Source organism: Rhodopseudomonas sp. (genome assembly GCF_048594845.1).
In the GTDB taxonomy this organism is placed as follows: Bacteria; Pseudomonadota; Alphaproteobacteria; order Rhizobiales; family Xanthobacteraceae; genus Rhodopseudomonas.
The window spans coordinates 1-23,921 of sequence record NZ_JBMDXE010000284.1; the positions used below are offsets into that span (position 1 = coordinate 1).

General features: G+C 65.9%; 20 protein-coding genes and 1 pseudogene. 14 read left to right on the plus strand and 7 right to left on the minus strand.

Annotation, left to right across the window (positions count from 1 at the left end; genetic code table 11):
* The 4 genes and pseudogenes from ACOJTD_RS18405 to ACOJTD_RS18420 all read right to left on the minus strand — a co-directional run.
* Positions 1-990 (minus strand): annotated as a pseudogene (locus ACOJTD_RS18405) (methyl-accepting chemotaxis protein); the annotation flags it as partial.
* 466 nt (positions 991-1,456) lie between these two features.
* The gene (locus ACOJTD_RS18410) at positions 1,457-1,711 is read right to left on the minus strand and encodes a superinfection immunity protein (protein ID WP_420134318.1); all 255 of its coding nucleotides are present in this window, start codon (positions 1,709-1,711) and stop codon (positions 1,457-1,459) included.
* 494 nt (positions 1,712-2,205) lie between these two features.
* On the minus strand, positions 2,206-3,843 hold the full coding sequence (locus ACOJTD_RS18415; protein ID WP_420134319.1) for a lysine--tRNA ligase: 1,638 nt from the start codon (positions 3,841-3,843) through the stop codon (positions 2,206-2,208).
* Positions 3,844-3,895: 52 nt separating this feature from the next.
* Positions 3,896-4,816 carry a transporter substrate-binding domain-containing protein gene (locus tag ACOJTD_RS18420; protein ID WP_420134320.1) on the minus strand — a complete coding sequence of 307 codons (921 nt, stop codon included), beginning with the start codon at positions 4,814-4,816 and terminating at the stop codon, positions 3,896-3,898.
* 74 nt (positions 4,817-4,890) lie between these two features.
* Between ACOJTD_RS18420 and ACOJTD_RS18425 the strand changes: the two genes are divergently transcribed.
* Positions 4,891-6,933 (plus strand): glycosyltransferase, encoded by a 2,043-nt coding sequence (locus ACOJTD_RS18425; protein ID WP_420134321.1) that lies wholly within the window; start codon positions 4,891-4,893, stop codon positions 6,931-6,933.
* On the opposite strand, the gene ACOJTD_RS18430 is transcribed toward ACOJTD_RS18425, so the two are convergent.
* The gene (locus ACOJTD_RS18430) at positions 6,878-7,477 is read right to left on the minus strand and encodes an SCO family protein (protein WP_420134322.1); all 600 of its coding nucleotides are present in this window, start codon (positions 7,475-7,477) and stop codon (positions 6,878-6,880) included. The genes ACOJTD_RS18425 and ACOJTD_RS18430 overlap by 56 nt on opposite strands.
* Before the next feature lie 180 nt (positions 7,478-7,657).
* Positions 7,658-8,116, minus strand: coding sequence for a hypothetical protein (locus ACOJTD_RS18435; RefSeq protein WP_420134323.1), 459 nt, complete (start codon positions 8,114-8,116; stop codon positions 7,658-7,660).
* A gap of 260 nt (positions 8,117-8,376) precedes the next feature.
* Between ACOJTD_RS18435 and ACOJTD_RS18440 the strand changes: the two genes are divergently transcribed.
* The 3 genes from ACOJTD_RS18440 to ACOJTD_RS18450 all read left to right on the plus strand — a co-directional run bounded on the left by ACOJTD_RS18440 (position 8,377) and on the right by ACOJTD_RS18450 (position 12,863).
* On the plus strand, positions 8,377-10,035 hold the full coding sequence (locus ACOJTD_RS18440; protein ID WP_420134324.1) for an FAD-binding dehydrogenase: 1,659 nt from the start codon (positions 8,377-8,379) through the stop codon (positions 10,033-10,035).
* Positions 10,036-10,344: 309 nt separating this feature from the next.
* Entirely contained in the window at positions 10,345-12,312 is a 1,968-nt protein-coding gene (locus ACOJTD_RS18445; protein ID WP_420134325.1) for a methyl-accepting chemotaxis protein, read from the plus strand.
* A 176-nt stretch (positions 12,313-12,488) separates the two neighbouring features.
* Positions 12,489-12,863: a hypothetical protein gene (locus ACOJTD_RS18450; protein WP_420134326.1), complete on the plus strand. Its 375-nt coding sequence runs from the start codon at positions 12,489-12,491 to the stop codon at positions 12,861-12,863.
* 283 nt (positions 12,864-13,146) lie between these two features.
* Here the strand turns inward: ACOJTD_RS18450 and ACOJTD_RS18455 are convergent, their stop codons facing one another.
* Positions 13,147-14,313, minus strand: a complete 1,167-nt coding sequence (locus tag ACOJTD_RS18455) for an NADH:flavin oxidoreductase/NADH oxidase (protein WP_420134327.1) — start codon at positions 14,311-14,313, stop codon at positions 13,147-13,149.
* A gap of 196 nt (positions 14,314-14,509) precedes the next feature.
* On the opposite strand from ACOJTD_RS18455, the gene ACOJTD_RS18460 reads away from it, so the two are divergent.
* The 10 genes from ACOJTD_RS18460 to ACOJTD_RS18505 form a co-directional block, all read left to right on the plus strand.
* Positions 14,510-15,496 (plus strand): Bug family tripartite tricarboxylate transporter substrate binding protein, encoded by a 987-nt coding sequence (locus ACOJTD_RS18460; RefSeq protein ID WP_420134328.1) that lies wholly within the window; start codon positions 14,510-14,512, stop codon positions 15,494-15,496.
* Positions 15,497-15,521: 25 nt separating this feature from the next.
* A complete protein-coding gene (locus tag ACOJTD_RS18465) occupies positions 15,522-16,424 on the plus strand; it encodes a LysR substrate-binding domain-containing protein (protein ID WP_420134329.1) in 903 nt (300 codons plus the stop codon).
* A 139-nt stretch (positions 16,425-16,563) separates the two neighbouring features.
* Positions 16,564-17,679, plus strand: a complete 1,116-nt coding sequence (locus ACOJTD_RS18470) for a 4-oxalomesaconate tautomerase (protein WP_420134330.1) — start codon at positions 16,564-16,566, stop codon at positions 17,677-17,679.
* Positions 17,680-17,858: 179 nt separating this feature from the next.
* Positions 17,859-18,887: an amidohydrolase family protein gene (locus ACOJTD_RS18475; RefSeq protein WP_420134331.1), complete on the plus strand. Its 1,029-nt coding sequence runs from the start codon at positions 17,859-17,861 to the stop codon at positions 18,885-18,887.
* 2 nt (positions 18,888-18,889) lie between these two features.
* Positions 18,890-19,585, plus strand: a complete 696-nt coding sequence (gene ligK, locus ACOJTD_RS18480) for a 4-carboxy-4-hydroxy-2-oxoadipate aldolase/oxaloacetate decarboxylase (RefSeq protein WP_420134332.1) — start codon at positions 18,890-18,892, stop codon at positions 19,583-19,585.
* Positions 19,585-20,514: a DUF1932 domain-containing protein gene (locus ACOJTD_RS18485; RefSeq protein WP_420134333.1), complete on the plus strand. Its 930-nt coding sequence runs from the start codon at positions 19,585-19,587 to the stop codon at positions 20,512-20,514. The genes ligK and ACOJTD_RS18485 overlap by 1 nt, the downstream gene beginning before the upstream one ends.
* 286 nt (positions 20,515-20,800) lie before the next feature.
* Positions 20,801-21,715 carry an amidohydrolase family protein gene (locus ACOJTD_RS18490; RefSeq protein ID WP_420134334.1) on the plus strand — a complete coding sequence of 305 codons (915 nt, stop codon included), beginning with the start codon at positions 20,801-20,803 and terminating at the stop codon, positions 21,713-21,715.
* Positions 21,716-21,866: 151 nt separating this feature from the next.
* Complete coding sequence (gene ligA, locus ACOJTD_RS18495) at positions 21,867-22,256, plus strand: protocatechuate 4,5-dioxygenase subunit alpha (RefSeq protein ID WP_420134335.1); 390 nt, start codon at positions 21,867-21,869, stop codon at positions 22,254-22,256.
* Positions 22,256-23,110 carry a class III extradiol dioxygenase subunit beta gene (locus ACOJTD_RS18500; protein WP_420134336.1) on the plus strand — a complete coding sequence of 285 codons (855 nt, stop codon included), beginning with the start codon at positions 22,256-22,258 and terminating at the stop codon, positions 23,108-23,110. Before ligA ends, ACOJTD_RS18500 begins: the two co-directional genes overlap by 1 nt.
* Before the next feature lies 1 nt (position 23,111).
* The coding region (locus ACOJTD_RS18505) for a Gfo/Idh/MocA family oxidoreductase (protein ID WP_420134337.1) at positions 23,112-23,921 on the plus strand (810 nt) is incomplete at its 3' end.

Sequence of the window (23,921 nt, forward strand, 5' to 3'; positions counted from 1 at the left end):
GCGCCGCCCGACGCCGGGGATCACCACGCTGAGATCGGAGCGGGCGAGCTGCACCATCGCCCGCACCATGCCGGCGATCGCCTTGGTGATCGACCGCGCGATGGTCAGCGACAGCGTCGACACGATCAGCACCGCCAGCGCCAGAGTGATCAGCATCCAGCGCCGCACCGTGCTGATCGTCTCCTCCTGCTCGGCCTGCGCCGAGGTAGCGCGCTGGCGCACGTCGGTCTCGATCCGCTCGATCACCGGCTCGATATCCGCATACGCCTTGGACATCGCCGCCGCGCTCTGCGCCGACTGCTGCGAGGCGTCGGCCCAGGCGAGGAACTGCGTGCGGTAGGCCTGCAGCTTGTCCTGGATCTGCGCTTTCAAAGCCGGTGCGAGATTCGCATTGGCGACCGTCTGGCCGAAGCTGGCGGCGGCCTTCTGGAAGGCGTCCACATAGCTGCGGTCGCGGCGCAGCATGAAATCCTTCTCGTGCCGCCGCATCATCAGCATGCCGCTGGTCAACGTCGGATCGTCGACCTCCTTCAGCTTGGCCTCGATGTCGTGCACCGCGGCGCGCAGCGCGCCGTTGAGGCCGAGCTTCTCGTTCAGTCCGAGCCTGACTTCGGTCTGCACCGTGGCGTCGAAATTCTTCAGATACTCGGCAAAGCCGCTGCGCAGGCTCGCGACCTGTCCGGTCAGCTTGTCGAAGCCCTGCGTCCGGGTCTCCGCTGCGAGCCGATCGATGTCGCGTTCGATCATCTGCCCGGTCGCCTCATGGCGCTTCGACGACGCTTCATCCCGTCGCAGCAGGAAGTCCTTCTCCGAGCGGCGGACATCCAGCAGGTCCCGCGCCAGCTTGGCATTGAGATCGAAAATGCTGCGGACGCCTTCGGCGAAAACGTGGGAGCGATCCTGCGAGTGGCTGCCCACCAGATAGATGCCGCCGAACACTGCGAGGCTGGAAAGGCCGATGGCGCCGATCAAAACAATCTTATGGCTCAATCGAAGCGAGAACATCCTCATGCGGGCGCCTTTCCGGCATCGCTATTAATGGTTGCAAATCTGTCATTGTCGTCAACCAGTAGTTACCGGTTTTCATTAAATGAAGTGTAAAGGTAGAATGTCACCGCACGTCCGCGGAATGTGTCAATTGCGAAAGTCGCCGCTCAGCGACCAGCGGGACGACGCTGCGCTCGACGAACTAATCGTTTTGAAATGAAGGAAAGAGCCGCACCGCAGGCCGTCCCGACAAATTGCCAAGACGACGCCTCTGACGAAAGCGATTGCGCCCGCGCGTGGTCGCAGGCCATTCGTCATCCGATTTCGCGCAGGCGAGCCAATCCGGCAACCGGAGCACGAGCGCATTTAATAAGGGGGCTAAGGTCGGACCATCATCTGCTGATCGAAGCGATGCGCGGCCGCATCCGCATCGCCGGCACGCTCACTTGCGGCGCGTGCCGGCGATCGATCAGGCAGCCAGCGCGAGCGGCCGGCGCGGTGCATGTTCGAGATCAGCGAACAGCGCGTAGTACAACGCATAGGCCCAGCCGATTCCGGTCCAGCCGAGTAGCAGATTGCCGAAATACAGCGGCCATTTGTATTCCACGTTCCGGGCAAATCCGATCAGCATCGGACTGCAATACAGAACGGCGGACACGAGGTAGAGCGCCCATACGATCGCCGGCAGGTTGGCGTCGTATGGCAGTTCACTGAAGGTGAGCATGTTTGGGTTCTCCGCAGATGGGGTCAGATCGGCACCATCCTTCCCTCTTGGGCCGCAAGCGGCCGCACGGATCACGCACGAGGGATATCATTGCCGACAGCCTGCGAAAGACGCAGCGGAACAAACTTTGTTTTGAATCAAATCACGCGACAAGCAGAGCTGCGGCAATTGCGCGCGGAACGGCAGCGATCGCTTACTAACAGGTATCAGCAGGCCGTTTGCGATATCTATCGGGAATAACTGAGCCGACGAATTCCATATTCGATGATGATCCGCCTCTCCACGTCATTGCGAGCCAACGGGGTCGGCGCTAAGCGCTGCCCGATGACAGGATCCGCGAAGCAATCCAAGACTATGCACGCGGCTGGATTGCTTCGCTTCGCTCGCAATGACGAGCCTACGATTGTTTGGAATAGTACAGGCCCCATTCCGTGCATCGCGCCGGCAGACGTGGGTTCGCTATGCTCAACCCACGCTACGGATGGACGCCGGTGCTACGCGCTCCGCGCCAGCGCGCCGTCGATCATCGTCACGGCGTTGCCGAGACCATAGACCGCCACGAAGGAGCCGAAGCGCGGACCCTTCTCCTGGCCGAGCAGCACCTGGTACAGCATGTTGAACCAGTCGAGCGACACGCCCGGCTTGCCGTCCTTGGCGGCCTTCTTGTGGTCGAGGAACGGCTCGCGGCGGCCGATCTCATAGACGACGTCCTGGATGGCCTCGGCGGTCGCGTCCGCCGGAAGCTGCGACAGCGCATCGCGCAGATCCTGCAGCGCGGCGCGCTCCTGCTCGGTCGGCTCGCGGAAGACTTTGGTCGGCGCCACGAAGTCGCGATAGTAGTTGATCGCGTAGCCGACCATGGCGTCGAGCTTCGGATGCGACTGCGGCGTCACGCCCGGCCGGTAGCGGCCGATGAAGCCCCACAGTGTCTCGGCATTCTCGGCATTCGACGACGACACCAGCGTCAAGAGCAGCTGGAACGTCACCGGCATGTCGGCCTTCGGCGGCCGGCCGGCGTGAATGTGCCAGACCGGATTGGCGAGCTGCTGCTTGAGGTCCTGCCGGGTGAAGCCGTCGAGGAATTGCTGATAATCGTCGACGTTGCGCGGGATGACGTCGAAATACAGCCGCTTCGCCGCCTTCGGCTCGCGATACATGAACAGCGACAGCGATTCCGGCGAGGCGTAGCGCAGCCACTCGTCGATGGTCAGGCCGTTGCCCTTCGACTTGGAGATCTTCTGGCCCTTGTCGTCGAGGAACAGCTCGTAGTTGAAGCCTTCCGGCGGCGTGCCGCCGATCGCCTGGCAGATCTTGCCGGACAGCTTCACCGAGTCGATCAGGTCCTTGCCGGCCATTTCGTAATCGACGCCGAGCGCGGTCCAGCGCATCGCCCAGTCCGGCTTCCATTGCAGCTTGCAGTGCCCGCCGGTGACCGGAACGGTGACACGCTCCTTGGTCTCGGGATCGTCGTACGACACCGTGCCGGCCTTGACGTCGTGCTCCACGATCGGCACCTGCAGCACCACACCGGTGCGCGGACAGATCGGGAGGAACGGCGAGTAACTGGCGGCACGCTCCTCGCGCAGGCTCGGCAGCATGATCGCCATCACCTTGTCGAGCCGCTCCAGCACCTTGAGCAGCGTCGCGTCGAACCGGCCACCCTTGTAGTAGTCGGTCGCCGAGGCGAATTCGTAGTCGAAGCCGAAGGTGTCGAGGAAGGCGCGCAGCCGCGCATTGTTGTGCGCGCCGAACGAATCGTGGGTGCCGAACGGATCCGGCACGCTGGTCAACGACCTGCCGAGATTCTGCTCGAGCAGCTCCTTGTTCGGCACGTTGTCCGGCACCTTGCGCAGGCCGTCCATGTCGTCCGAAAAGGCGAGCAGCTTGGTCTTGATCTTGTCGTCGGTCAGTACGCGAAACGCGTGGCGCACCATCGAGGTGCGGGCGACTTCGCCGAACGTGCCGATGTGCGGCAGGCCCGAGGGGCCGTAGCCGGTCTCGAACAATACCTCGTCCTTGGGCTGCTTCTTCAGCCGGTTCACCAGCGCGCGCGCCTGCTCGAACGGCCAGGCGTTGGATTGTTCGGCGAGCGTGCGCAGATCGGACGCGCTGGGCAAATCGGTCGTGGTCATCAACGTCTCCAACCGCCGGCAGGCGGGTCTTCAGATCGAACGGTGTTTCGGCTCAGAACGGGCTAACAGAGAAATAGCGCAGCCACAGGTCGGTATAGCGCCCCTTTTCCCAGAGGCGAAACAGCGCCCAGTTCAGCGACTGGCGCAGCAAATCGTTGCCCTTGCGCACCGCGATGCCGACGCCCTCGCCGAAATAGCGGCTTTCGGTGAACGGGCCGCCGCTGAAGGCGCAGCAATTGTCGGAATCGGTGCCGTTGATCCAGAACGCCAGCGAGATTGCGTCGCCGAAGATGAAGTCGACTTCGCCGCGCTTCAGCGCGCCGCGCAGCGCCTCGTCGTTCGGATAGGAATGCAGCTCGGCGTCGGTGAACATCGCCTTGAGATAGGCTTCGTGCGCCGAGCCGGCGACGGCGCCGACCTTCTTGCCCTCGAGATATTCTGGACGGATCTCAGGCAGCACCGCGTCCTTGCGGGCCACGAAGCGGCCGGGCGCGCGATAATACGGATCGGTGAAGTCGACCTTGGCGCGGGTCTGCGGTGTCACCGCCAGCGACGCGATGATGGCGTCGCCGCGGTTGCTGGCGAGCGCATCGAGCAGCGTTTCGAACCGGCGCATCTGCACCGTGCAGGTGACCTTGATCTCCTCGCACAGCGCCCGCGCCAGATCGACATTGAAGCCCGCGGGATTGCCGTCCGGTCCGGTGTAGTTGAACGGCGGGTAGTCGGTCTCGGTGAGAAAGCGGATCACGGTGAGGCGCGACAGGTCGGGCCGCTCCGGCCGCCGCCGCGGATCCCAGAAGCCCGGCACCGCATGGGCGGTGACGGCCGCCACCGCCTTGGCTTCCGGATCGGGCTCGGCCGCCCGCGCACCATAGACCGGCACCAGCGCGGCACAGAGCACCGCCGCCGCGAGCAGGCAGCCGCGTACGCCGGCCAATCGGCCGTTGATGACCAATTCAATCCATGGTTGCATAACGAGGGTCCGCACCGGCGGTCTTATAGACCATCCGGCGCGAGACGCGAGTGCCGTTTGCGTAAGAGTGCGTCATGGTGGTCGTCGACCTCGCCCAGCCCAGCGATGCTCCAGCCTTTGCCGGCGGCGAGGCCCGCCGTTCGGCGGACGGCAGCGAGCGCCCGCTAGTCTTGCACGACTCGGATGGCGACCCCGCTGCGCCGGCCACCGATCAGCCGCCCGAGCCTGAGCCATCCTCCGCGATCGAACTGGATTGCCTGCGCGGCCTGCTGGCGCCGGCCGTGCTGCAATCGGCGGAGCGGCGCGCGCAGCAACTCGGCATCGGTGCCGACCAGGTGCTGATCCGCTGGAGCGTGATCGACGAAGCCACCTATCTGGACCGTCTGGCGCATCATCTCGGAATCACGTGCCAGGACTTCGCCGGGCTGGAGCGATGCGACATCGCCCTGAGCGACGAGCAGATGCGCTTCGCCGCCACCGCTGGCGTGCTGCCGCTGTGGCAGGATGGCGAGCTGGTCTCGGCGGTCGCGCCGCGGCGGGTCGGGGCGCGGACATTGTGCGAAACGCTGCAGCGCGATCCTTCGCTCGGCGACCGCTTTCGTCTCGCCACCGAGAGCGCCCTGCAGGAGTTGCTTGAGCGCAGCAGTCCCGGTCTCGCTCGGCATGCCTGTGCCGGGCTGGCGCATCTCGACGCTTCGCTGTCGGCAGCGCCGGCGGCGGGCGAGCCGCGCTGGCGCTCCGCGGCCAAGCGCGCCGCCGGAGCAGCGCTGCTGATCCTGGCGCTGCTGCTGATGGCCGACATCGCCTGGGGCATCGTGCCGGCGCTGCTGTTTCTCGTCTTCATCGGACTGCGGCTGCTCGCAACGGCGCAGCCACTCCCCGCTCCGCCAGCTTCGCGACGTTGGCCGGACGCCGAGCTACCGATCTACACCGCCATCGCGGCGCTGTATCGGGAGGCCTCATCGGTGGCGGCGCTGGTCGAGGCGATCGAGGCGCTCGACTACCCGCGCGAAAAGCTCGACATCATCCTGGTGGTGGAGCCCGACGACCTGCCGACCCGTGCCGCGATCGCCCGGATGCGGCGTGGGCCGCAACTGCGCGTGCTGGTCGCGCCGGCAGACGCTCCGCAAACCAAGCCGAAGGCGCTGAACTACGCGCTGCCGTTCGTGCGCGGCAGCATGGTGACGGTGTTCGACGCCGAAGACCGCCCCGCACCCGACCAGCTTCGTGCGGCGCTGGAAGCATTCGTCGCGGGCGGCCCGCAGATCGGCTGCGTACAGGCGAGCCTGCAGGTCGACAACACGACGCACAGCTGGTTGTCACGATTGTTCCTCGCCGAATATGCCGGCCAGTTCGAAGCTGTGCTACCCGGCCTCTCCCGCCTCGGCCTGCCGCTGCCGCTCGGCGGCTCGTCGAACCACTTCCCCACCACGGTGCTGCGCGCGGTCGGCGGCTGGGATGCGCACAACGTGACCGAGGATGCCGACCTCGGCTTCCGGCTGGCGCGGTTCGGCTATCGCTCGATCAGCTTTCCCTCGCGCACCTGCGAGGAGGCGCCGATCGGCTTTGCCGCGTGGTGGGGACAGCGCACGCGCTGGATGAAGGGCTGGATGCAGACCTGGTGGGTGCATATGCGGCGACCCGTCGAGTTCTGGCGCGACGCCGGCTGGCGCGGGCTGCTGACGCTCAACCTCTATGTCGGCGGCGGTGTGGTGTCGGCACTGATGCATCCGCTGCTGCTGCTGCACCTCGTCCTGGCCGGATGGACGCTGGCGCGCAGCGGTGCGAGCTTCGGCAGCGAACCCTCCGGGTGGTTTTACGGCCTGACCATCGCGGCCGGTTATCTCGGCAGCGCGATCGTCGCGGCGATCGGGCTGAGACGAATCGGACGATTGCGCGAAGCCGTATGGCTGCTGGCGATGCCGCTGTACTGGATCGGCCTGTCGCTCGCGGCCTGGCGGGCGCTCGCCGAACTGGTGGTGAAGCCGGACCACTGGCAGAAGACCGAGCACGGCATCGCCGCGCGGGCCTCCTGGTCCGCCGGGCCGAAGCCTGTCCGCCCTACAGATACCGCTTCAGATCGGCCGCAGCCTCGTCGGGCTTCCGCTTCAGGTTGAACGGCGCGACGAAGTTGCCGTTCTTGTCCATCAGGTAGATCAGCGCGGTGTGATCCATGGTGTAGTCGCCGTCCTTGGTCTCGACCTTCTTGGCATAGACCCGGTACGACTTCTCGATCTTGTCGGTGGCCTCGCGGGTGCCGGTCAAGCCCTTCAGATGCGGATCGAAGCTCGACAGATAATCCTTCATGGCGACCGGCGTATCGCGTTCCGGATCGACCGAGATGAAATAGGCGTTGATGCGGTCGGCATCCTTGCCCATCGCCTGCAGCACCTGGGAGATTTCGAACAGCGAGGTCGGGCACACGTCCGGACAATGCGTGAAGCCGAAGAAGATCAGCGTCGGCTTGCCCTTCAGGCTCTGCTCGGTGACGGTCTGGCCGTTCTGGTCGGTGAGCTGGAACGGTCCGCCGATCGACGCCGGCGCCGCCACCTTGGTGAGGCCGCCGAGCAGCCACAGCACCACGACGAGGCCGACCACCAGGCTGCCGGCGAACGCCGCGATGATGACGAGCGGGCGGGTGGATCGGCTTGCAGCGGCCATGGCAGGGTCCTCGCGTCGAACACCGGTCGACGAAGCGAGTCCGCGCCCGGCAGGGCACGCGGCGCGCGGCCGCGAGTGCCGCACCCATAGAGCGCGACGCTGCGGCGGGCAAGCGCCACACCGCCGCGGCGGATCACGTCATGCGGAGCGCCGCATCATCCGCATGCACAGCGGCTGGCTTCAGCGCGAGGCCGAGGCCTGCGCGTCCATGTAGCAAGGCCGATACATCGACATCAGCTGCTTGCCGCGCAGGAAGATCATCTGACGCGTCAACCCGCCACGCTTGGAGATCCAGCGCCGGATCTCCGCCGGATACATCGTGTACAGCATGTGGGTGGCTTCGGGATTGGTGATCGCCCGGCCGTTCTGGCCCATGTCCCAGGCGGCGTGGAAGCCGAGATTGGCGCGCGAGGTGACGCAAATCTTGTCGTGCGGTACGGCGCCGAGCACGATGGTGCAGGCCGATGCGCACAGCCCGTCGATCACCACGGTCTCCCCCGAGGTGCGCAGGCTCTGGTACTTGTCGACGTAGGTTCCGATCCGGCCGCCGCGATCGTCGGCGATCCGTACCACTGCGTGGCTCGACCCCATGCCCGCGATCAGGAGCACAGCCGCAATCAACCCCGTCAGCACTCTCATCGCCCGCCCCAGTTAGTTCGCTTCCAATGTCCGTCGATCAGCCAGGTGATGCAGCGTGCTGATTCAAGACATCGTCAGCGTGATTTCGGATCGGGTGTTTGTCCAGATCGCAACCACGGCTCCACTTAAATTCAAATCGAGTGTTGCAGGCGGGCTGCACCCGTTCCGCGGCGAGGTCCCAAACTGAAACATGCGCGGCGGCGAAAGCCGTTGACCGTTGCGCATCGCGCACGCTTCAATCGGTTCCAGGGGGGACGCACATGCCAACAGATGCCGATGTCATCGTGATCGGTGCCGGCCTTGCCGGTCTGGTCGCCGCGACCGAGATCGCCGACGCCGGCCGCAAGGTCATCGTGCTCGATCAGGAAGGCGAACAGAATTGCGGCGGCCAGGCGTTCTGGTCGTTCGGCGGATTGTTCCTGGTCGATTCGCCGGAGCAGCGCAGGCTCGGCATCCGCGACAGCTACGAGCTGGCGCTGCAGGACTGGCTCGGCGCCGCCGGCTTCGATCGCGACGAGGACCTGTGGCCGCGGCGCTGGGCTGAAGCGTACCTCGCCTTCGCGGCCGGCGAGAAGCGCGACTGGCTGCGCGCGATGGGACACCGGATCTTTCCGGTCGTCGGCTGGGCCGAACGCGGCGGCTACGACGCGATGAGCCACGGCAATTCGGTGCCGCGCTTTCACGTCACCTGGGGCACCGGGCCGGGACTGATCGAACCGTTCGTGCGCCGCGCTTACGCCGCGCAGGCCGCAGGTCGCCTGACCTTCCGGTTCCGCCACCGCGTCGATGCGCTGACGGTGACGAACGGCGTGGTCGAAGGTGTCAGCGGCGCCGTGCTGGAGCCCACACAGGTCGAACGCGGCGCCAGCAGCTCGCGCACCGTGGTCGGCGACTTCAGCCTGAAGGCACAGGCAGTGATCGTCGCCTCGGGCGGCATCGGCGGCAATCATGAGCTGGTGCGGCAGAATTGGCCGCAGCGTCTGGGCACGCCGCCGCGGCGGATGATCTCCGGCGTGCCCGAGCATGTCGACGGCCGCATGCTCGGCATCACCGAAGCCGCCGGCGCGCGGCTGATCAACCGCGACCGGATGTGGCACTATGTCGAGGGCCTGCAGAACTTCGCGCCGATCTGGCCGCGCCACGGCATCCGCATTCTGCCGGGGCCGTCGTCGATGTGGTTCGATGCCACCGGCAAGCGGCTGCCAGCGCCGCTGTTCCCCGGCTCCGACACGCTCGGCCAGCTCCACGCCATCATGGCGACCGGATACGATTACTCCTGGTTCGTGCTGACCCAGGCGATCATCAAGAAGGAGTTCGCGCTGTCGGGCTCGGAGCAGAACCCGGACCTCACCGGCAAGAGCTGGCTGATGACCGCGCGCCGCGCCACCAACAAGGGCGCGCCGGCCCCGGTCGAAGCCTTCAAGGCCAAGGGCGCCGACTTCGTGGTGCGCGACAATCTCGCCGACCTGGTCGCCGCGATGAACCAGCTCAGCGGCGACAATCTGCTGAAGCTCGGTGAACTGCAGGCCCAGATCGAGGCCCGCGACCGCGAGATCGCCAATCCGTTCGTCAAGGACGCGCAGGTGATGAACATCCACAACGCGCGCCGCTACATCGGCGACAAGCTGATCCGGACGGCCAAGCCGCACAAGATTCTCGATCCGGCGTACGGCCCGCTGATCGCAGTGCGGCTCAACATCCTGACCCGCAAGACGCTGGGCGGCTTCGAAACCGACCTCGACGGCCGCGTCTTCGGCACCGGCGGCGCCATCATGCCCGGCCTCTACGCGGCCGGCGAAGCCGCCGGCTTCGGCGGCGGCGGCATGCACGGCTATCGCTCGCTGGAAGGTACATTTCTCGGCGGCTGCCTGTTCTCGGGGCGCAACGCCGGACGCGCGGCCGCAAAGGCGGTTGCCTGACACCACTCATCGAAGAATGAAGCAGTTAGTAGGCGACTACTGCGAATGGCTCGCGACGCTACGCGTCTTGGGACGATTACCAGGACGTCGCGGCCGCGCGCGCGATTTAATTCAAGCTTAGTACAAATCCGGCATCACTCGCGAATACTTCATCGTCCGGTGATCTGCCTGTCGGCAGCAGCCGGCATTGTTCGGGACGAGACCAGTTCGTCGATCCACCGTCCGCCGGATCACGCCCGGAGACGAACGCCCGCGCGGCGCGGGCGGAGTGCCGGCCATATTCGAAAGACCGTTAGCGCAGGAATCTCCATGCTCCGCCTTCGCCTCAGTCACAAGATCAACTCCATCGCCGCCGTCGGCATCCTCGGCGTCCTCGCGCTGGGCGCGCTGTACATGATCGGAAACGCCACCGAGCAGGCCGCGCTGATCCAGGACGAACGCGCCCGCGCGCTGGGCGACAACAATACCCGGATGCAGATCGCGATGCTGGAGCAGCGGCGCGCCGAGAAGAACTTCATGATCCGCAAGGAGGAGAAGTACGTCACGCAGTATCGGGAGATCGGCCAGTCGATCAAAGCCCTGATGACGGAAATGATCCGGCAGACCGAGGCCGCCGGGCAGCAGGAGCTCGCCGGCCACCTCCGGACGATCCAGGCCGGCTATCAGGAATACGACGAGTATTTCGGCCAGCTCGCCGCCGCCCAGACCCGGCTCGGGCTGACCGAGAATCTCGGGTTGGAAGGCGATCTGCGCAAATCGGTCCACGACATCGAGACCGCGCTCGGCAACGTCGACGAGCCGAAGCTGAGCATCGCATTGCTGATGATGCGCCGGCACGAGAAGGACTTCATGCTTCGGCGCAACGCCAAATACGTCGAGGATATCAAGAAGCGGGCCGCGCAGTTCTCCACCGACCTCGCCGCCTCGGATCTGCCCGCCGCCACCAAGGCCGAACTGACGCGCAAACTTGCCGCGTATCAACGCGACTTCGCCGCCTGGGTCGACGGCGCCCGCCTCATCACCGAGGCAGAAGCCGCGATGGTGAAAAGCTTCCGTGCCGTCGAGCCGGTGATCGTCGGCGTCGGCGCGACCATCCGCCAGGCCGCCGAACGGGCGCAGGCGACAGCCGCCGCGGCGCGCGAGGCGACGACGCAGCGGATGCAGATCGCGATCGTGTTGATCATCCTCGCGGTCAGCGCGCTCGGCCTGCTGATCGGCCGCTCGGTAGCGCGGCCGCTGAAGGGACTGACCGGCGGGCTCAAGCAGCTCGGCGCCGGCAATTTCGACGTGGTGCTGCCCGGCCTCGATCGCACCGACGAAATCGGCGACATGGCGCAGGCGGTGGAGTCGTTCAAGGTGCTGGCGCAGGAGAAGGCCCACGCCGAGGCCGAAGCCAAGGCCGAACAGGACCGGCTCGCCGCCGAGCAGCGCCGGCGCGACATGCACCAGCTCGCCGATCAGTTCGAAGGCGCGGTCGGCGAGATCGTCGAGACGGTGTCGTCGGCCTCGACCGAACTCGAGGCTTCGGCAACGACGTTGTCCTCCACGGCGCAGCACGCACAGCAGTTCACCGTGCTGGTCGCGTCCGCCTCGGAAGAGGCCTCGACCAACGTGCAGTCGGTCGCCTCAGCGGCCGAGGAGATGAGTTCCTCGGTCAACGAGATCAGCCGCCAGGTGCAGGAGTCGGCGCGGATCGCCGCCGAGGCGGTGTCGCAGGCGCAGGAAACCAACGAGCGCGTCGGCCACCTGTCCGAGGCCGCGGCACGGATCGGCGACGTCGTCGAGCTGATCAACACCCTCGCCGGACAGACCAATCTGCGGGCGCTGAACGCGACCATCGAGGCGGCGCGCGCCGGCGACGCCGGGCGCGGCTTCGCGGTGGTGGCGTCTGAAGTGAAGGCGCTGGCCGAGCAGACCGCCAAGGCGACCGAGCAGATCAGCCAGCAGGTCGGCAGCATCCAGAGCGCTACGGACCAGTCTGTGACGGCGATCCGCGGCATCGGCACCACGATCTCGCGGATGTCGGAAATCGCTGCCACCATCGCGTCGGCGGTCGAGGAACAGGGCGCGGCGACGCAGGAAATCTCCCGCAACGTCCACCACGCCGCAGAAGGCGCGCATCAGGTCTCGGTCAATATCGTCGAGGTGCAGCGCGGCGCCGGCGAAACCGGCTCGGCTTCGGCGCAGGTGCTGACGGCGGCGCATTCGCTGTCGCACGACAGCACCCGGCTGAAGGACGAAGTCGCGCGCTTCCTGCGCACGGTGCGCGCCGGCTGATGGCGCCGGCGGTCGATCACTAACAACTCACGAACGCCGCGGCGCAGCCGACACGAAACGGCGCAAGCTGCCGTTAATGATCTCCGTAAAGGTTGATTTTGCTCCGTCGTTGACGCGACGGAGCAGCGAACCCAATGATCGCGTCCGAATTATTCACGCCCACAGGGACGCCAGACATGTCACGCACCGCTATTGCTTTGATCGTTTCCGCCGCAGCCGCCGTCGTGGCGGCGCCGACCGCCGCTTCCGCCTGTTACGGCTGCTACGCGCCGCCGCCGTGCCAGACCTGCTATCAGCAGCAATATGTGCCGCCGCAGTATCAGTCGGTGCAGGAAACCGTGATGGTGGCGCCGGGCCGCGTCGTCGCGCACCGCACCCCGCCGGAGTATCGCACCGTGATGGTGCCGAAGACCGTGATGGTGTCGCCCGGCGGCGTCGAATACGAGCGCGTCCCGCCGCAATACGCCACCCGCGAACGCGTCGAGATGGTGTCGCCAGGCTACAGCTATTACGCCCCAGTCCGCCCGCGCTGCGGCAGCTGCGGCTGGTAAGCGCTAATCGCGGGATGAGTTAAGCGCCAGCGAAACCCATCCTACGCGATGCCCCACAAATGCAGCCGTCATGGCCGGGCTTGTCCCGGCCATCCACGTCTTTGGCGCTGATCGGCTGTGAAGGCGTGGATGCCCGGGACACGCCCGGGCATGACGGGACTAACACCAGACGCGTAGCCCGCATGGAGCGAAGCGAAATCCGGGACTGAGCTTCGGCTAACAAGCACCCTTGTGCGGCAAGCACCCGGATTGCGCTTCGCTCCATCCGGGCTACGGGTTGACGTTACCCCCGCCGGAACGGCAGCTTCGGCCCGTCGAGCTTGCGCAGGCCAGGTTCGCGGCGTTCCAGCCACCAGCCGTATTGCTTCGGCCAATCGGCGAACACCTGCTCGTCGGCCTCGGTGAGTTCGAGTTGCGCGTGCAGCGGCCAGTTCGGGTCGAACAGCGCTTCGCGGCCGATGCCGACCAGATCGGCTTGGCCCTGCTCGACGACCTCCTCGGCCTGGTCGGGATGCAGGATCAGCCCGACCGCGATGGTCGGCACGCCGGCTTCCTTGCGGATGGTCTCGGCGAACGGCACCTGGAAGCCATAGCCGCGCGGGATCCGTGCCGCGGTCGCGGAGCCGAGCAGCCCGCCCGACGAGCAATCGATGATATCGGCGCCGCGCGCCTTGGCCTCGCGGGCGAACACCACGGAGTCGGCGAGCTCGATGCCGCCCTCGACGCCGTCGACCGACGACACCCGCACCGACAGCGGCAACGTCTCCGGCCAGGCCGCCCGCACCGTTTCGATCACCTGCAGCGGAAACCGCATGCGGCCGGCGCGGTCGCCGCCATACTGGTCCGTCCGCTTGTTGGACAGCGGGGACAGGAACGAGTGCAGCAGATAGCCGTGGGCGCAGTGCACTTCGAGCATCTCGAAGCCGGCCTCGACCGCGCGCAGCGTCGCGGCACGCCAGGCGTCGAGCAACTGCTCGAGTTCATCCTCGGACAATTCCTGCGGCGTCAGCCAGCCGTCCTCCATCGGGATCGGACTTGCCGCGACGATCGGCCATGGCTGGTCACCCCGCGCCACATCCTCCGCGGTCAGCGCGGCGTTGCCGTACCACGGCCGCTGCATGCTGGCCTTGCGGCCGGCATGCGCCAGCTGGATCGCCGGCACCGCGCCGTTGTCCCGAAGGAACGACGCGATCCGCTCCAGCGGCTTGATCTGGCCGTCGTGCCACAGCCCGAGGTCGCCGTGGGTGATGCGGCCATTGGCCGTCACCGCGGTCGCCTCCATCATCACGATGCCGGCGCCCCCCTGGGCGAATTTGCCGAGGTGCACGAGGTGCCAGTCGCTGGCGATGCCGTCGACCGCCGAATACTGGCACATCGGCGAGATCAGGATGCGGTTCTTGGCGGTGACACCGCGCAGGGTGAAGGGGCGAAACAGCGGCGGCTGCGACATCGGACAACTCCACAGCTCTGAGATCTGACGAATTTATGGGCAGCCCGATCTGCACCGCGGGGCGCGCAGCGTCAATCGGCGGTCGCTGCGGCCGTCCGCTCGCGGCGCGCTGCTGCGCCGCGCCATGCGTTTGCCGACCTCGGTCAATTGCTTGCAGTCATTGTGAAATCAGCCCGCTTTGGACTATCGTTGGCAGATGCCCCTGATCTCCCGACGCCGCACGCTCCGCCTCGCCGCCCTGACGGCCACCCTCCCGTTTCTGCCGGCGTCCCGCGTCGCGGCACAGGGCCTTTACCCGTCGCGGCCGGTGCGAATCGTGGTGCCGTTTGCGGCCGGCGGCGTCGCCGATGTCACCGCGCGGCTGGTCGCCGACAAGCTCGGGGCCAAGCTCGGCAGTCGCTTCTACATCGAGAACCAGCCCGGCGCCGGCGGCATCGCGGCGGCCCGCACCGTGATCTCGTCGCAGCCCGACGGCACCACACTGGCGCTGCTGTCCAACGGCACGGCAATCAGCGTGTCGCTGTTCAAGAAGCTGCCGTTCGATCCGGTCAAGGATTTCACCCCCGTCTCCAGCCTCGGCGTGTTCGACTTCCTGTTCGCGGTCCGCGCCGACGCGCCGTTCAAGACGATGGAAGACTTCATCAAGGCGGCCAAGCAGAACCCCGGCCGCTACAATGTCGGCACCATCAATCTCGGCAGCACGCAGAACCTCGCGGCCGGGATGTTCAGGACGGCGGCCGGCATCGACTTCGTCACCATTCCGCACCGGGGCACGCCCGAGGTGCTGGTGTCGCTGCTGCAGGGCAATGTCGACATGGCAATCGACAGCTATTCCGCTCTGAAGGGCAACCTCGTCGACAAGAAGATCCGCGCGCTGGCCGCCTCCGGCCCACTGCGCTCGAAGATCACCCCGGACATCCCGACGCTCCGTGAAAACGGGCTGGAAGTCAGCATCGAATCCTGGAACGCACTGTTCGCGCCGGCCGCTACGCCGCCGGCGGTGATCAGTACACTGAACGGCGCGCTGCAGGAGATCCTCGCCGATCCCGCGCTGAAGAAGCAGCTGCTCGACCTCGGCATCGACGCGCGCGCCTCGACGCCGGATCAACTCGCGGCGCGGCTGAAATCCGACATCGACAAATGGAAAGCCGTGATCGACGCCTCCGGGATCGAGAAACAGTGACGGCCGAAGCGGCCGAGGCACTCCGATGAATCTGAAGCAGCTCGAATATTTCATGCGGGTCGCCGAGCTCGGCTCGTTCAGCAAGGCGGCGATGATGCTGGACATCGCGCAGCCGGCGCTGAGCCGGCAGGTCCGCGGGCTGGAGACCGAGCTCAATCAGCAGCTGTTTCTGCGCAACGGCCGCGGCGTCGCATTGACCGAAGCGGGGCGACGGCTGTTCGACCACAGCGTCGGCATCATGCAGATGGTGGCGCATGCCCGCGAGGACCTCGGCGCCAGCCGCGGCGCACCCGTCGGCCGCGTCACCATCGGGCTGCCGCCGTCGATCGGCCGGCAACTCACCCTCCCCCTGATCGATCGCTTCAAGCGCGAACTGCCCGATGCGCGACTGGCGATCGTCGAGGGGCTGTCGAGCCACATCGTCGAGTGGGTCACCACCGGCCGCGCCGATGTCGGGCTGGTGTATAATCCGGATGCGCAATCCGGCATCGAGATCACGCCGCTGCTGCAGGAGCCGCTCGGCCTGGTCAGCTACGTGCCGCCGGCGCAGCGCGGCCGGCCGGCGCCGCCGCTGCCGTTCAAGGAGCTGGCGAACTATCCGCTGATCGTGCCCGAACGCGTCCACGCGATGCGCCGGTTGCTCGAGACCCAGGCGGCGCTCGCCGGCGTCAAGCTCGACATTGCCTGGGAAGTGTCGAGCGTGCCGTCGATCATCGAACTGGTGTGCGCCGGCTACGGCCACGCGGTGCTGACCGCGAGCGGCGTCGCCGCCTCGCCGCGCGGCGCCGAGCTGAGCATGCGGCGGCTGGTCTCGCCGGAAGCGACCAGCGCGCTATGCTTGGCGGTGTCCGCCACCAAGCGGCCAACGCCGCTGGCGCAGTACACGATGGGATTGCTGACCGAGCTGGCGCGCGGCCTGCCGGGCTAACGCATCGCTCATCTGCCGGAAAGGCATGGCGTCATGCTGTCGCCATGCCTTAAGCCGATAGCTGTTATAGATACGGCACGGTGGCGCCTCCGGCCCGCCGGGGCCAAAATACAATGAACAAATTCCGGGAAGGAAACGGATGCAAACCGCGATCCCCTGCCTGTTCATGCGCGGCGGCACTTCGCGTGGCCCGTTCTTCAATGCGGCCGATCTGCCGCAGGACATCGCGACGCGCGACAAGGTGTTGCTCGCCGTAATGGGCTCGCCCGACCGCCGCCAGATCGACGGCCTCGGCGGCGCACATCCGCTCACCAGCAAGGTCGGTATCGTGTCGAAGGGCTCCAAGCCCGGCGTCGATCTCGACTTCCTGTTTGCGCAGCTGCAGCCGGATAAAGACACCGTCGATACCACGCCGAACTGCGGCAACATGCTGGCCGCCGTGGTGCCGTTCGCGCTCGAGACCGGCATGATCAAGCCGCAGGGCGACACCACGACGCTGCGCGTGCTGACGCTCAATACCGACATGCAGTGCGACATCACGGTGCAGACGCCGGGCGGCCATGTCTCCTACGACGGCGATGCCCGGATCGACGGCGCGCCCGGCACCTCGGCGCCGATCAAGATCAACTTCCTCGACACCGCAGGTTCGGTCGCGCCTTCGCTGCAGCCCACCGGCAATGTCCGCGACGACATCGACGGCGTCGAGGTCACCTGCATCGACAACGGCATGCCGTTGGTGATGTTCAGGGCCGAAGCCGTCGGCCGCACCGGCTATGAGAGCGTCGAAGAGCTCAATGCCGACACCGAGCTGAAGGCGCGTCTGGAGACGCTGCGCATCGCCTGCGGCCATGCGATGCAGCTCGGCGACGTCACCAAGAAGAATTATCCGAAGATGACGCTGATCGCGGCGCCGCGCGCCGGCGGCAGCATCTCGACCCGCAGCTTCATCCCGCATGTCTGCCACGACGCCATCGGTGTACTCGCCGCCGTCACGGTGGCGACCGCCTGCGTGCTGAAGGGCAGCGTCACCGAGGGCATTGCCGTCGTGCCGGACGGCAACGTCAAGCAGATCTCGGTCGAGCATCCGACCGGCGAGTTCTCGGTCGAACTCGAAGTCGATCCGGCCAATCCGCAAAACGTCACCCGCGCCGCCCTGCTGCGCACCGCGCGCTTGATCATGCGCGGCGAAGCCATGGTGCCGGGCTCGGTGTGGCGCGGCAAGCAAGCCGACGCCCCGCTTCGGCGGACGGGCTGAGATGACGAAGAGACAGAGAAAGTAACAACGACGCTCGCTTGGGTCGCAAGCGCAGCAACAACAACAGGCGTCATGCCCGGGCTCGACCCGGGCATCCATCTTCTTCGCAAGAGGATGGATTGCCGGGTCAAGCCCGGCAATGACGGAAACCAGAATACGATAACGTCCAGGGACACCCGATGATCATCGACATTCACGGCCACTACACCACCGCGCCGAAGGCGCTGGAGGATTGGCGCAACCGGCAGATCGCCGGCATCAAGGATCCGTCCGTGATGCCGAAAGTGTCCGAGCTGAAGATTTCGGACGACGAGCTGCGCGCCTCGATCATCGACAACCAGCTCAAGAAGATGCAGGAACGCGGCAGCGACCTCACGGTGTTCTCGCCGCGCGCCTCGTTCATGGCGCACCATATCGGCGACTTCAATGTCAGCTCGACCTGGGCGGCGATCTGCAACGAGCTGTGCGCCCGCGTCGCGCAGCTGTTCCCCGATAATTTCATCGGCGCCGCGATGCTGCCGCAGTCGCCCGGCGTCGACCCCAAGACCTGCATCCCCGAGCTGGAGAAGTGCGTCAAGGACTACGGCTTCGTCGCCATCAACCTCAATCCCGATCCGTCGGGCGGGCACTGGACTTCGCCGCCGCTGACCGACCGTCAGTGGTACCCGATCTACGAGAAGATGGTCGAGCTGCAGATTCCGGCGATGATCCACGTCTCGACCAGCTGCAACGCCTGCTTCCACACCACCGGCGCGCATTATCTCAACGCCGACACCACCGCCTTCATGCAGTGCGTCTCCGGCGATCTGTTCAAGGACTTTCCCGAGCTGAAGTTCATCATCCCGCACGGCGGCGGCGCGGTGCCCTATCACTGGGGCCGCTTCCGCGGTCTGGCGCAGGAGATGAAGAAGCCGCTGCTCGAGGACCACGTCCTCAACAACATCTTCTTCGACACCTGCGTGTATCACCAGCCGGGCATCGACCTCTTGAACACCGTGATCCCGGTCGACAACGTGCTGTTCGCCTCGGAGATGATCGGCGCAGTGCGCGGCATCGATCCGCAGACCGGGTTCTATTACGACGACACCAAGCGCTACATCGAGGCGTCCAAGATTCTGACGCCGGACGAGAAGCAGCAGATCTACGAAGGCAACGCCCGCCGCGTCTATCCGCGGCTCGATGCGGCGCTGAAAGCGAAGGGCAAGTAATCATGACCGTGCGGATGAACGATCTCGGCATCGTCAAGCGCAACATCACCCGCGCCGACAAGGCGGCGGTCGACAAGCTGTCGCGCTTCGGCGTCGCCACCGTGCACGAGGCGATGGGCCGCGTCGGCCTGATGCATCCCTATATGCGGCCGATCTATCCCGGCGCGCATATCTGCGGCACCGCCGTCACTGTGCTGCTGCAGCCGGGCGACAACTGGATGATGCATGTCGTCGCCGAACAACTGCAGCCCGGTGACGTCGTCGTGGCGGCCTGCACGGCGGATTCGACCGACGGCTTCTTCGGCGATCTGCTGGCGACCAGCTTCCACGCCCGCGGCGCGCTCGGCCTGATCATCGACGCCGGCGTCCGCGACGTTCGCGATCTCACGCAAATGAAATTTCCGGTGTGGTCGAAGGCAATCCACGCCAAGGGCACCGTCAAGGCGACGCTCGGCTCGGTCAACATCCCGGTGGTGGCCGCCGGCGCGCATGTGACGCCCGGCGACGTAGTGATCGCCGACGACGACGGCGTGGTGATCGTGCCGGCCGCGGTGGCGCAGATGGCGGCCGACGCCGCCGAAGCGCGCGAGGCCAACGAGGCCGACAAGCGCGCCAAGCTGGCGTCGGGCGTGCTCGGCCTCGACATGTACAAGATGCGCGAGCCGCTGGAGAAAGCCGGCCTGAAGTACATCGATTGATGAGCAGCGATCCGAAACAGTGGCTGGTCGGGATCGTCGGCTATGGCGAGGTCGGCAAGATTCTCGCCGAGGATCTGCGCGCCCAGGGCGTCAAGGTCGCGGCCTATGACGTCAAGTTGAGCGACGATCGCGGCGGGCCGCTGCGCGAGCACGCCAGCCGCCACGGCGTGACGCTGACCTCGTCGCACGCCAATCTGGCGGCACGCAGCGACTTCCTGATCTCGGCGGTGACGGCGAGCCAGACCGTCGCGGTCGCCGAGGCCTGCGCGGCCGCGCTCAATCAAGGCACCTGGTTTCTCGACTTCAACTCGGCCTCCCCCGGCGCCAAGCAGCGCGCCGCGGCGCTGATCGACGGCGAACAGGGCCGCTATGTCGAAGGCGCCGTGATGACCTCGGTGCCGCCCTATCGGATCAAGGTGCCGCTGCTGCTCGGCGGCCAGCACGCCGCGGAGCTGGCCCCGCTGTTGGGTGCGCTCGGCTTCGCCGCCAAGCCGGCGAGCGATCAGCTCGGCGTCGCCTCGGCCACCAAGATGTGCCGCAGCATCATGATCAAGGGGCTGGAGGCGATGGTGATCGAGAGCTTCACCACCGCCCGCGCCTATGGCGTCGAGGACGCGGTGATCGCTTCGCTGCAGGAGACGTTTCCGCAGATCGATTGGGAGAAGCAGGGCGCCTACTTCTTCCAGCGCGTGATCGAACACGGCCGCCGCCGCGCCGAAGAAGTCCGTGAAGTCGCCGAGACGGTGCGCGACGCGGGGCTGACGCCGTGGTCGGCGCAGGGTACGGCGGAGCGGCAGGCTTGGGTGGCGGATCTGGCGGATGAAGGGCTGTTTGGAAAGCGCAGCGACAAGGATTTTGCGCGGAGTTCGGATTGGCGGACTGAAGCCGATCGGATTCTGGCGAAGGTGAAGGACGAGACGAAGGCGTAACGCCGCAGGGATCGGCGGCTTGGCGGCAGGACTAATTAGCCGCTCAGCGGCCGGTTTGATTGGCCGCGGCGCTGATGGCACCCCTCCCCCTTGCGGGGAGGGTCGGCCGAGCGAAGCGGAGGCCGGGGTGGGGGGCCACGGGCACTGTGCCTGGGGACCCCCACCCCCGACCCCGCCCCGCAAGGGGGAGGGGAGCGAGAGGCCGAGGCGAAACACAAGTGACTTAACCAGCGCTTACTTGATTTAGCGCTGACTCGAACCAACGCTTATTGAGACGAGTATCGAAATGAAATTCGAAAAGACCCCAGGCTGGCTGGATTGGTACCAAGGCCCCTCGAAGCCGAAATTCAAAGTGCCGGCCGGCGCCGTCGATGCGCATTGCCACGTGTTCGGCCCCGGGGACGAGTTTCCGTTCGCGCCGGAGCGGAAATACACGCCGTGCGACGCGTCGAAGCAGCAGCTCTACGCGCTGCGTGACCATCTCGGCTTCGCCCGCAATGTCGTGGTGCAGGCGACCTGCCACGGCGCCGACAACCGGGCGATGGTCGACGCGCTGATCAATTCAGGCGGCAAGGCGCGCGGCGTCGCCACCGTGAAGCGCAGTGTCACCGATGCCGAATTGCAGGCGATGCATGATGCCGGCGTTCGCGGCGTCCGCTTCAACTTCGTCAAGCGGCTGGTCGACTTCACCCCGAAAGACGAACTGGTCGAGATCGCCGAACGGATCAAGCAGTTCGGCTGGCACGTGGTGATCTATTTCGAGGCGGTCGACCTGCCTGAGCTATGGGACTTCTTCACCTCGCTGCCGACCACCGTGGTGGTCGACCACATGGGCCGGCCGGACGTCACCAAGCCGGTCGACGGCCCCGAGTTCGAGCTGTTCGTCAAATTCATGCGCGAGCACGGCAATGTCTGGTCGAAGGTGAGCTGTCCCGAGCGACTCTCGGTGTCCGGTCCGCCGGCGCTGAACGGCGAACAGAACGCGTATCGCGATGTCGTCCCGTTCGCCCGCCGCATCGTCGAGACCTTCCCGGATCGCGTGCTGTGGGGAACCGACTGGCCGCACCCGAACCTGAAGGACCACATGCCGGATGACGGCCTCTTGGTCGACTTCATCCCCCACATCGCGACGACGCCGGAACTTCAGCGCAAACTGCTGGTCGACAACCCGATGCGGCTGTACTGGCCGGAGGAGAAGTAATTCACCGCCGTCATTGCGAGCCACCGGGTCCGTCCTTTGGCCGGCCCGATGACAAGCTCCGCGAAGCAATCCAGAGCACTGAGTTGGATTGCTTCGTCGCTTCGCTCCTCGCAATGACGAACCATAACCAAATTCCAGAGGAGACCCCGCGATGCCCCTCGACAAACCCTACAAGGACGTGCCCGGCACCACGATCTTCGATGCCGACATGTCGCGCCAGGGCTATCATCTCAACCAGTTCTGCATGTCGCTGATGAAGGCCGAGAACCGCGCCCGCTTCAAGGAGGACGAGCGAGCCTATCTCGACGAATGGCCGATGAGCGAGGAACAGAAGCAGGCGGTGCTGGATCGCGACCTTAACCGCTGCATCGCGCTCGGCGGCAACATCTACTTCCTCGCCAAGATCGGCGCCACCGACGGCAAGAGCTTCCAGCAGATGGCGGGCTCGATGACCGGCATGACCGAGGAAGAGTATCGCAACATGATGATCAATGGCGGCCGTTCCGCCGAAGGTAACCGCTATATCGGGGAGAAGAAGTAATGGCCCGTATCACCGCCAGCGTTTACACCTCGCACGTGCCGGCGATCGGTGCCGCCATCGACATGCAGAAGACCGGCGAAGACTATTGGAAGCCGGTGTTCAAGGGTTACGAGTTCTCCAAGGAGTGGCTGAAGAACGAGAAGCCCGACGTCATCTTCCTGGTCTTCAACGATCACGCCACCGCGTTCAGCCTCGACCTGATCCCGACCTTCGCGATCGGCACCGCGGCGGAGTACACGCCGGCCGACGAAGGCTGGGGGCCGCGCCCGGTGCCCAAGGTAATCGGCCATCCGCGGCTCGCCGGGCATATCGCCCAGTCGGTGATCCAGGACGATTTCGACCTCACCATCGTCAACAAGATGGATGTCGATCACGGCCTCACCGTGCCGCTCAGCCTGATGTGCGGCGAGCCGCAGGCCTGGCCATGCCCGGTGATCCCGTTCGCCGTCAACGTCGTGCAGTATCCGGTTCCGTCCGGCCGGCGCTGCTACATGCTCGGCCAGGCGATCGGCAAGGCGATCCGCTCCTACGACGAAGACCTCAACGTGCAGATCTGGGGCACCGGCGGCATGAGCCACCAGTTGCAGGGTCCGCGCGCCGGCCTGATCAACCGCGAGTGGGACAACGCCTTCCTCGACCAGATCATCAACGACCCGGATGCGCTGTCGAAGAAGCCGCATATCGACTACGTCCGCGAGGCCGGGTCGGAAGGCATCGAGCTGGTGATGTGGCTGATCGCGCGCGGCGCGATGGCCGACGCCACCGGCGGCCCGAAGCCCAAGGTCGCTCACCGTTTCTATCACGTCCCGGCCAGCAACACCGCGGTCGGCCACCTCATTCTGGAGAACGCCTGATATGGCAAAGACGATCAAGGTCGCCCTCGCGGGAGCGGGTGCGTTCGGCATCAAGCATCTCGACGGCATCAAGAACATCGACGGCGTCGAAGTGATTTCGCTGGTCGGGCGCCGGCTCGACCAGACCAAGGAAGTCGCCGACAAATACGGCATCAAGCACGTCTCGACCGACCTCGCCGACTCGCTGGCGATCAAGGAGGTCGACGCGGTCATCCTGTGCACGCCGACCCAGATGCACGCCGAGCAGGGCATCGCCTGCCTCAACGCCGGCAAGCATGTCCAGGTCGAGATCCCGCTGGCGGATTCGCTGAAGGACGCGCAGGCGGTCGTCGACCTGCAGAAGAAGACCGGCCTGGTCGCGATGTGCGGCCACACCCGCCGCTTCAATCCGAGCCATCAGTACGTGCACAACAAGATCAAGGCTGGCGAACTCAACATCCAGCAGATGGATGTGCAGACTTACTTCTTCCGCCGCACCAACATGAACGCACTCGGCCAGCCGCGCAGCTGGACCGATCACCTGCTGTGGCACCACGCCGCCCACACGGTCGATCTGTTCGCCTATCAGGCCGGCTCGCCGATCGTGAAGGCCAATGCGGTGCAGGGGCCGATCAACCCGTCGCTCGGCATCGCGATGGACATGTCGATCCAGCTCAAGGCCGAAAACGGCGCGATCTGCACGCTGTCGCTGTCGTTCAACAATGACGGCCCGCTCGGCACCTTCTTCCGCTACATCTGCGACAACGGCACCTACATCGCCCGCTACGACGATCTGGTGAACGGCAAGGAAGAGAAGATCGACGTCTCCAAG

What these genes read in the sequence shown, in the direction of transcription:
- ACOJTD_RS18500 (WP_420134336.1), top strand. Translation starts at nt 22,256, where the DNA reads ATGGCCCGTATCACCGCCAGCGTTTACACCTCGCACGTGCCGGCGATC.
- ACOJTD_RS18470 (WP_420134330.1), top strand. Translation starts at nt 16,564, where the DNA reads ATGCAAACCGCGATCCCCTGCCTGTTCATGCGCGGCGGCACTTCGCGT.
- ACOJTD_RS18455 (WP_420134327.1), bottom strand. Translation starts at nt 14,313, where the DNA reads ATGTCGCAGCCGCCGCTGTTTCGCCCCTTCACCCTGCGCGGTGTCACC.
- ACOJTD_RS18475 (WP_420134331.1), top strand. Translation starts at nt 17,859, where the DNA reads ATGATCATCGACATTCACGGCCACTACACCACCGCGCCGAAGGCGCTG.
- ACOJTD_RS18435 (WP_420134323.1), bottom strand. Translation starts at nt 8,116, where the DNA reads ATGAGAGTGCTGACGGGGTTGATTGCGGCTGTGCTCCTGATCGCGGGC.
- ACOJTD_RS18465 (WP_420134329.1), top strand. Translation starts at nt 15,522, where the DNA reads ATGAATCTGAAGCAGCTCGAATATTTCATGCGGGTCGCCGAGCTCGGC.
- ACOJTD_RS18460 (WP_420134328.1), top strand. Translation starts at nt 14,510, where the DNA reads ATGCCCCTGATCTCCCGACGCCGCACGCTCCGCCTCGCCGCCCTGACG.
- ACOJTD_RS18425 (WP_420134321.1), top strand. Translation starts at nt 4,891, where the DNA reads ATGGTGGTCGTCGACCTCGCCCAGCCCAGCGATGCTCCAGCCTTTGCC.
- ACOJTD_RS18450 (WP_420134326.1), top strand. Translation starts at nt 12,489, where the DNA reads ATGTCACGCACCGCTATTGCTTTGATCGTTTCCGCCGCAGCCGCCGTC.
- ACOJTD_RS18430 (WP_420134322.1), bottom strand. Translation starts at nt 7,477, where the DNA reads ATGGCCGCTGCAAGCCGATCCACCCGCCCGCTCGTCATCATCGCGGCG.
- ligA (WP_420134335.1), top strand. Translation starts at nt 21,867, where the DNA reads ATGCCCCTCGACAAACCCTACAAGGACGTGCCCGGCACCACGATCTTC.
- ACOJTD_RS18440 (WP_420134324.1), top strand. Translation starts at nt 8,377, where the DNA reads ATGCCAACAGATGCCGATGTCATCGTGATCGGTGCCGGCCTTGCCGGT.
- ACOJTD_RS18445 (WP_420134325.1), top strand. Translation starts at nt 10,345, where the DNA reads ATGCTCCGCCTTCGCCTCAGTCACAAGATCAACTCCATCGCCGCCGTC.
- ACOJTD_RS18490 (WP_420134334.1), top strand. Translation starts at nt 20,801, where the DNA reads ATGAAATTCGAAAAGACCCCAGGCTGGCTGGATTGGTACCAAGGCCCC.
- ligK (WP_420134332.1), top strand. Translation starts at nt 18,890, where the DNA reads ATGACCGTGCGGATGAACGATCTCGGCATCGTCAAGCGCAACATCACC.
- ACOJTD_RS18410 (WP_420134318.1), bottom strand. Translation starts at nt 1,711, where the DNA reads ATGCTCACCTTCAGTGAACTGCCATACGACGCCAACCTGCCGGCGATC.
- ACOJTD_RS18485 (WP_420134333.1), top strand. Translation starts at nt 19,585, where the DNA reads ATGAGCAGCGATCCGAAACAGTGGCTGGTCGGGATCGTCGGCTATGGC.
- ACOJTD_RS18415 (WP_420134319.1), bottom strand. Translation starts at nt 3,843, where the DNA reads ATGACCACGACCGATTTGCCCAGCGCGTCCGATCTGCGCACGCTCGCC.
- ACOJTD_RS18420 (WP_420134320.1), bottom strand. Translation starts at nt 4,816, where the DNA reads ATGCAACCATGGATTGAATTGGTCATCAACGGCCGATTGGCCGGCGTA.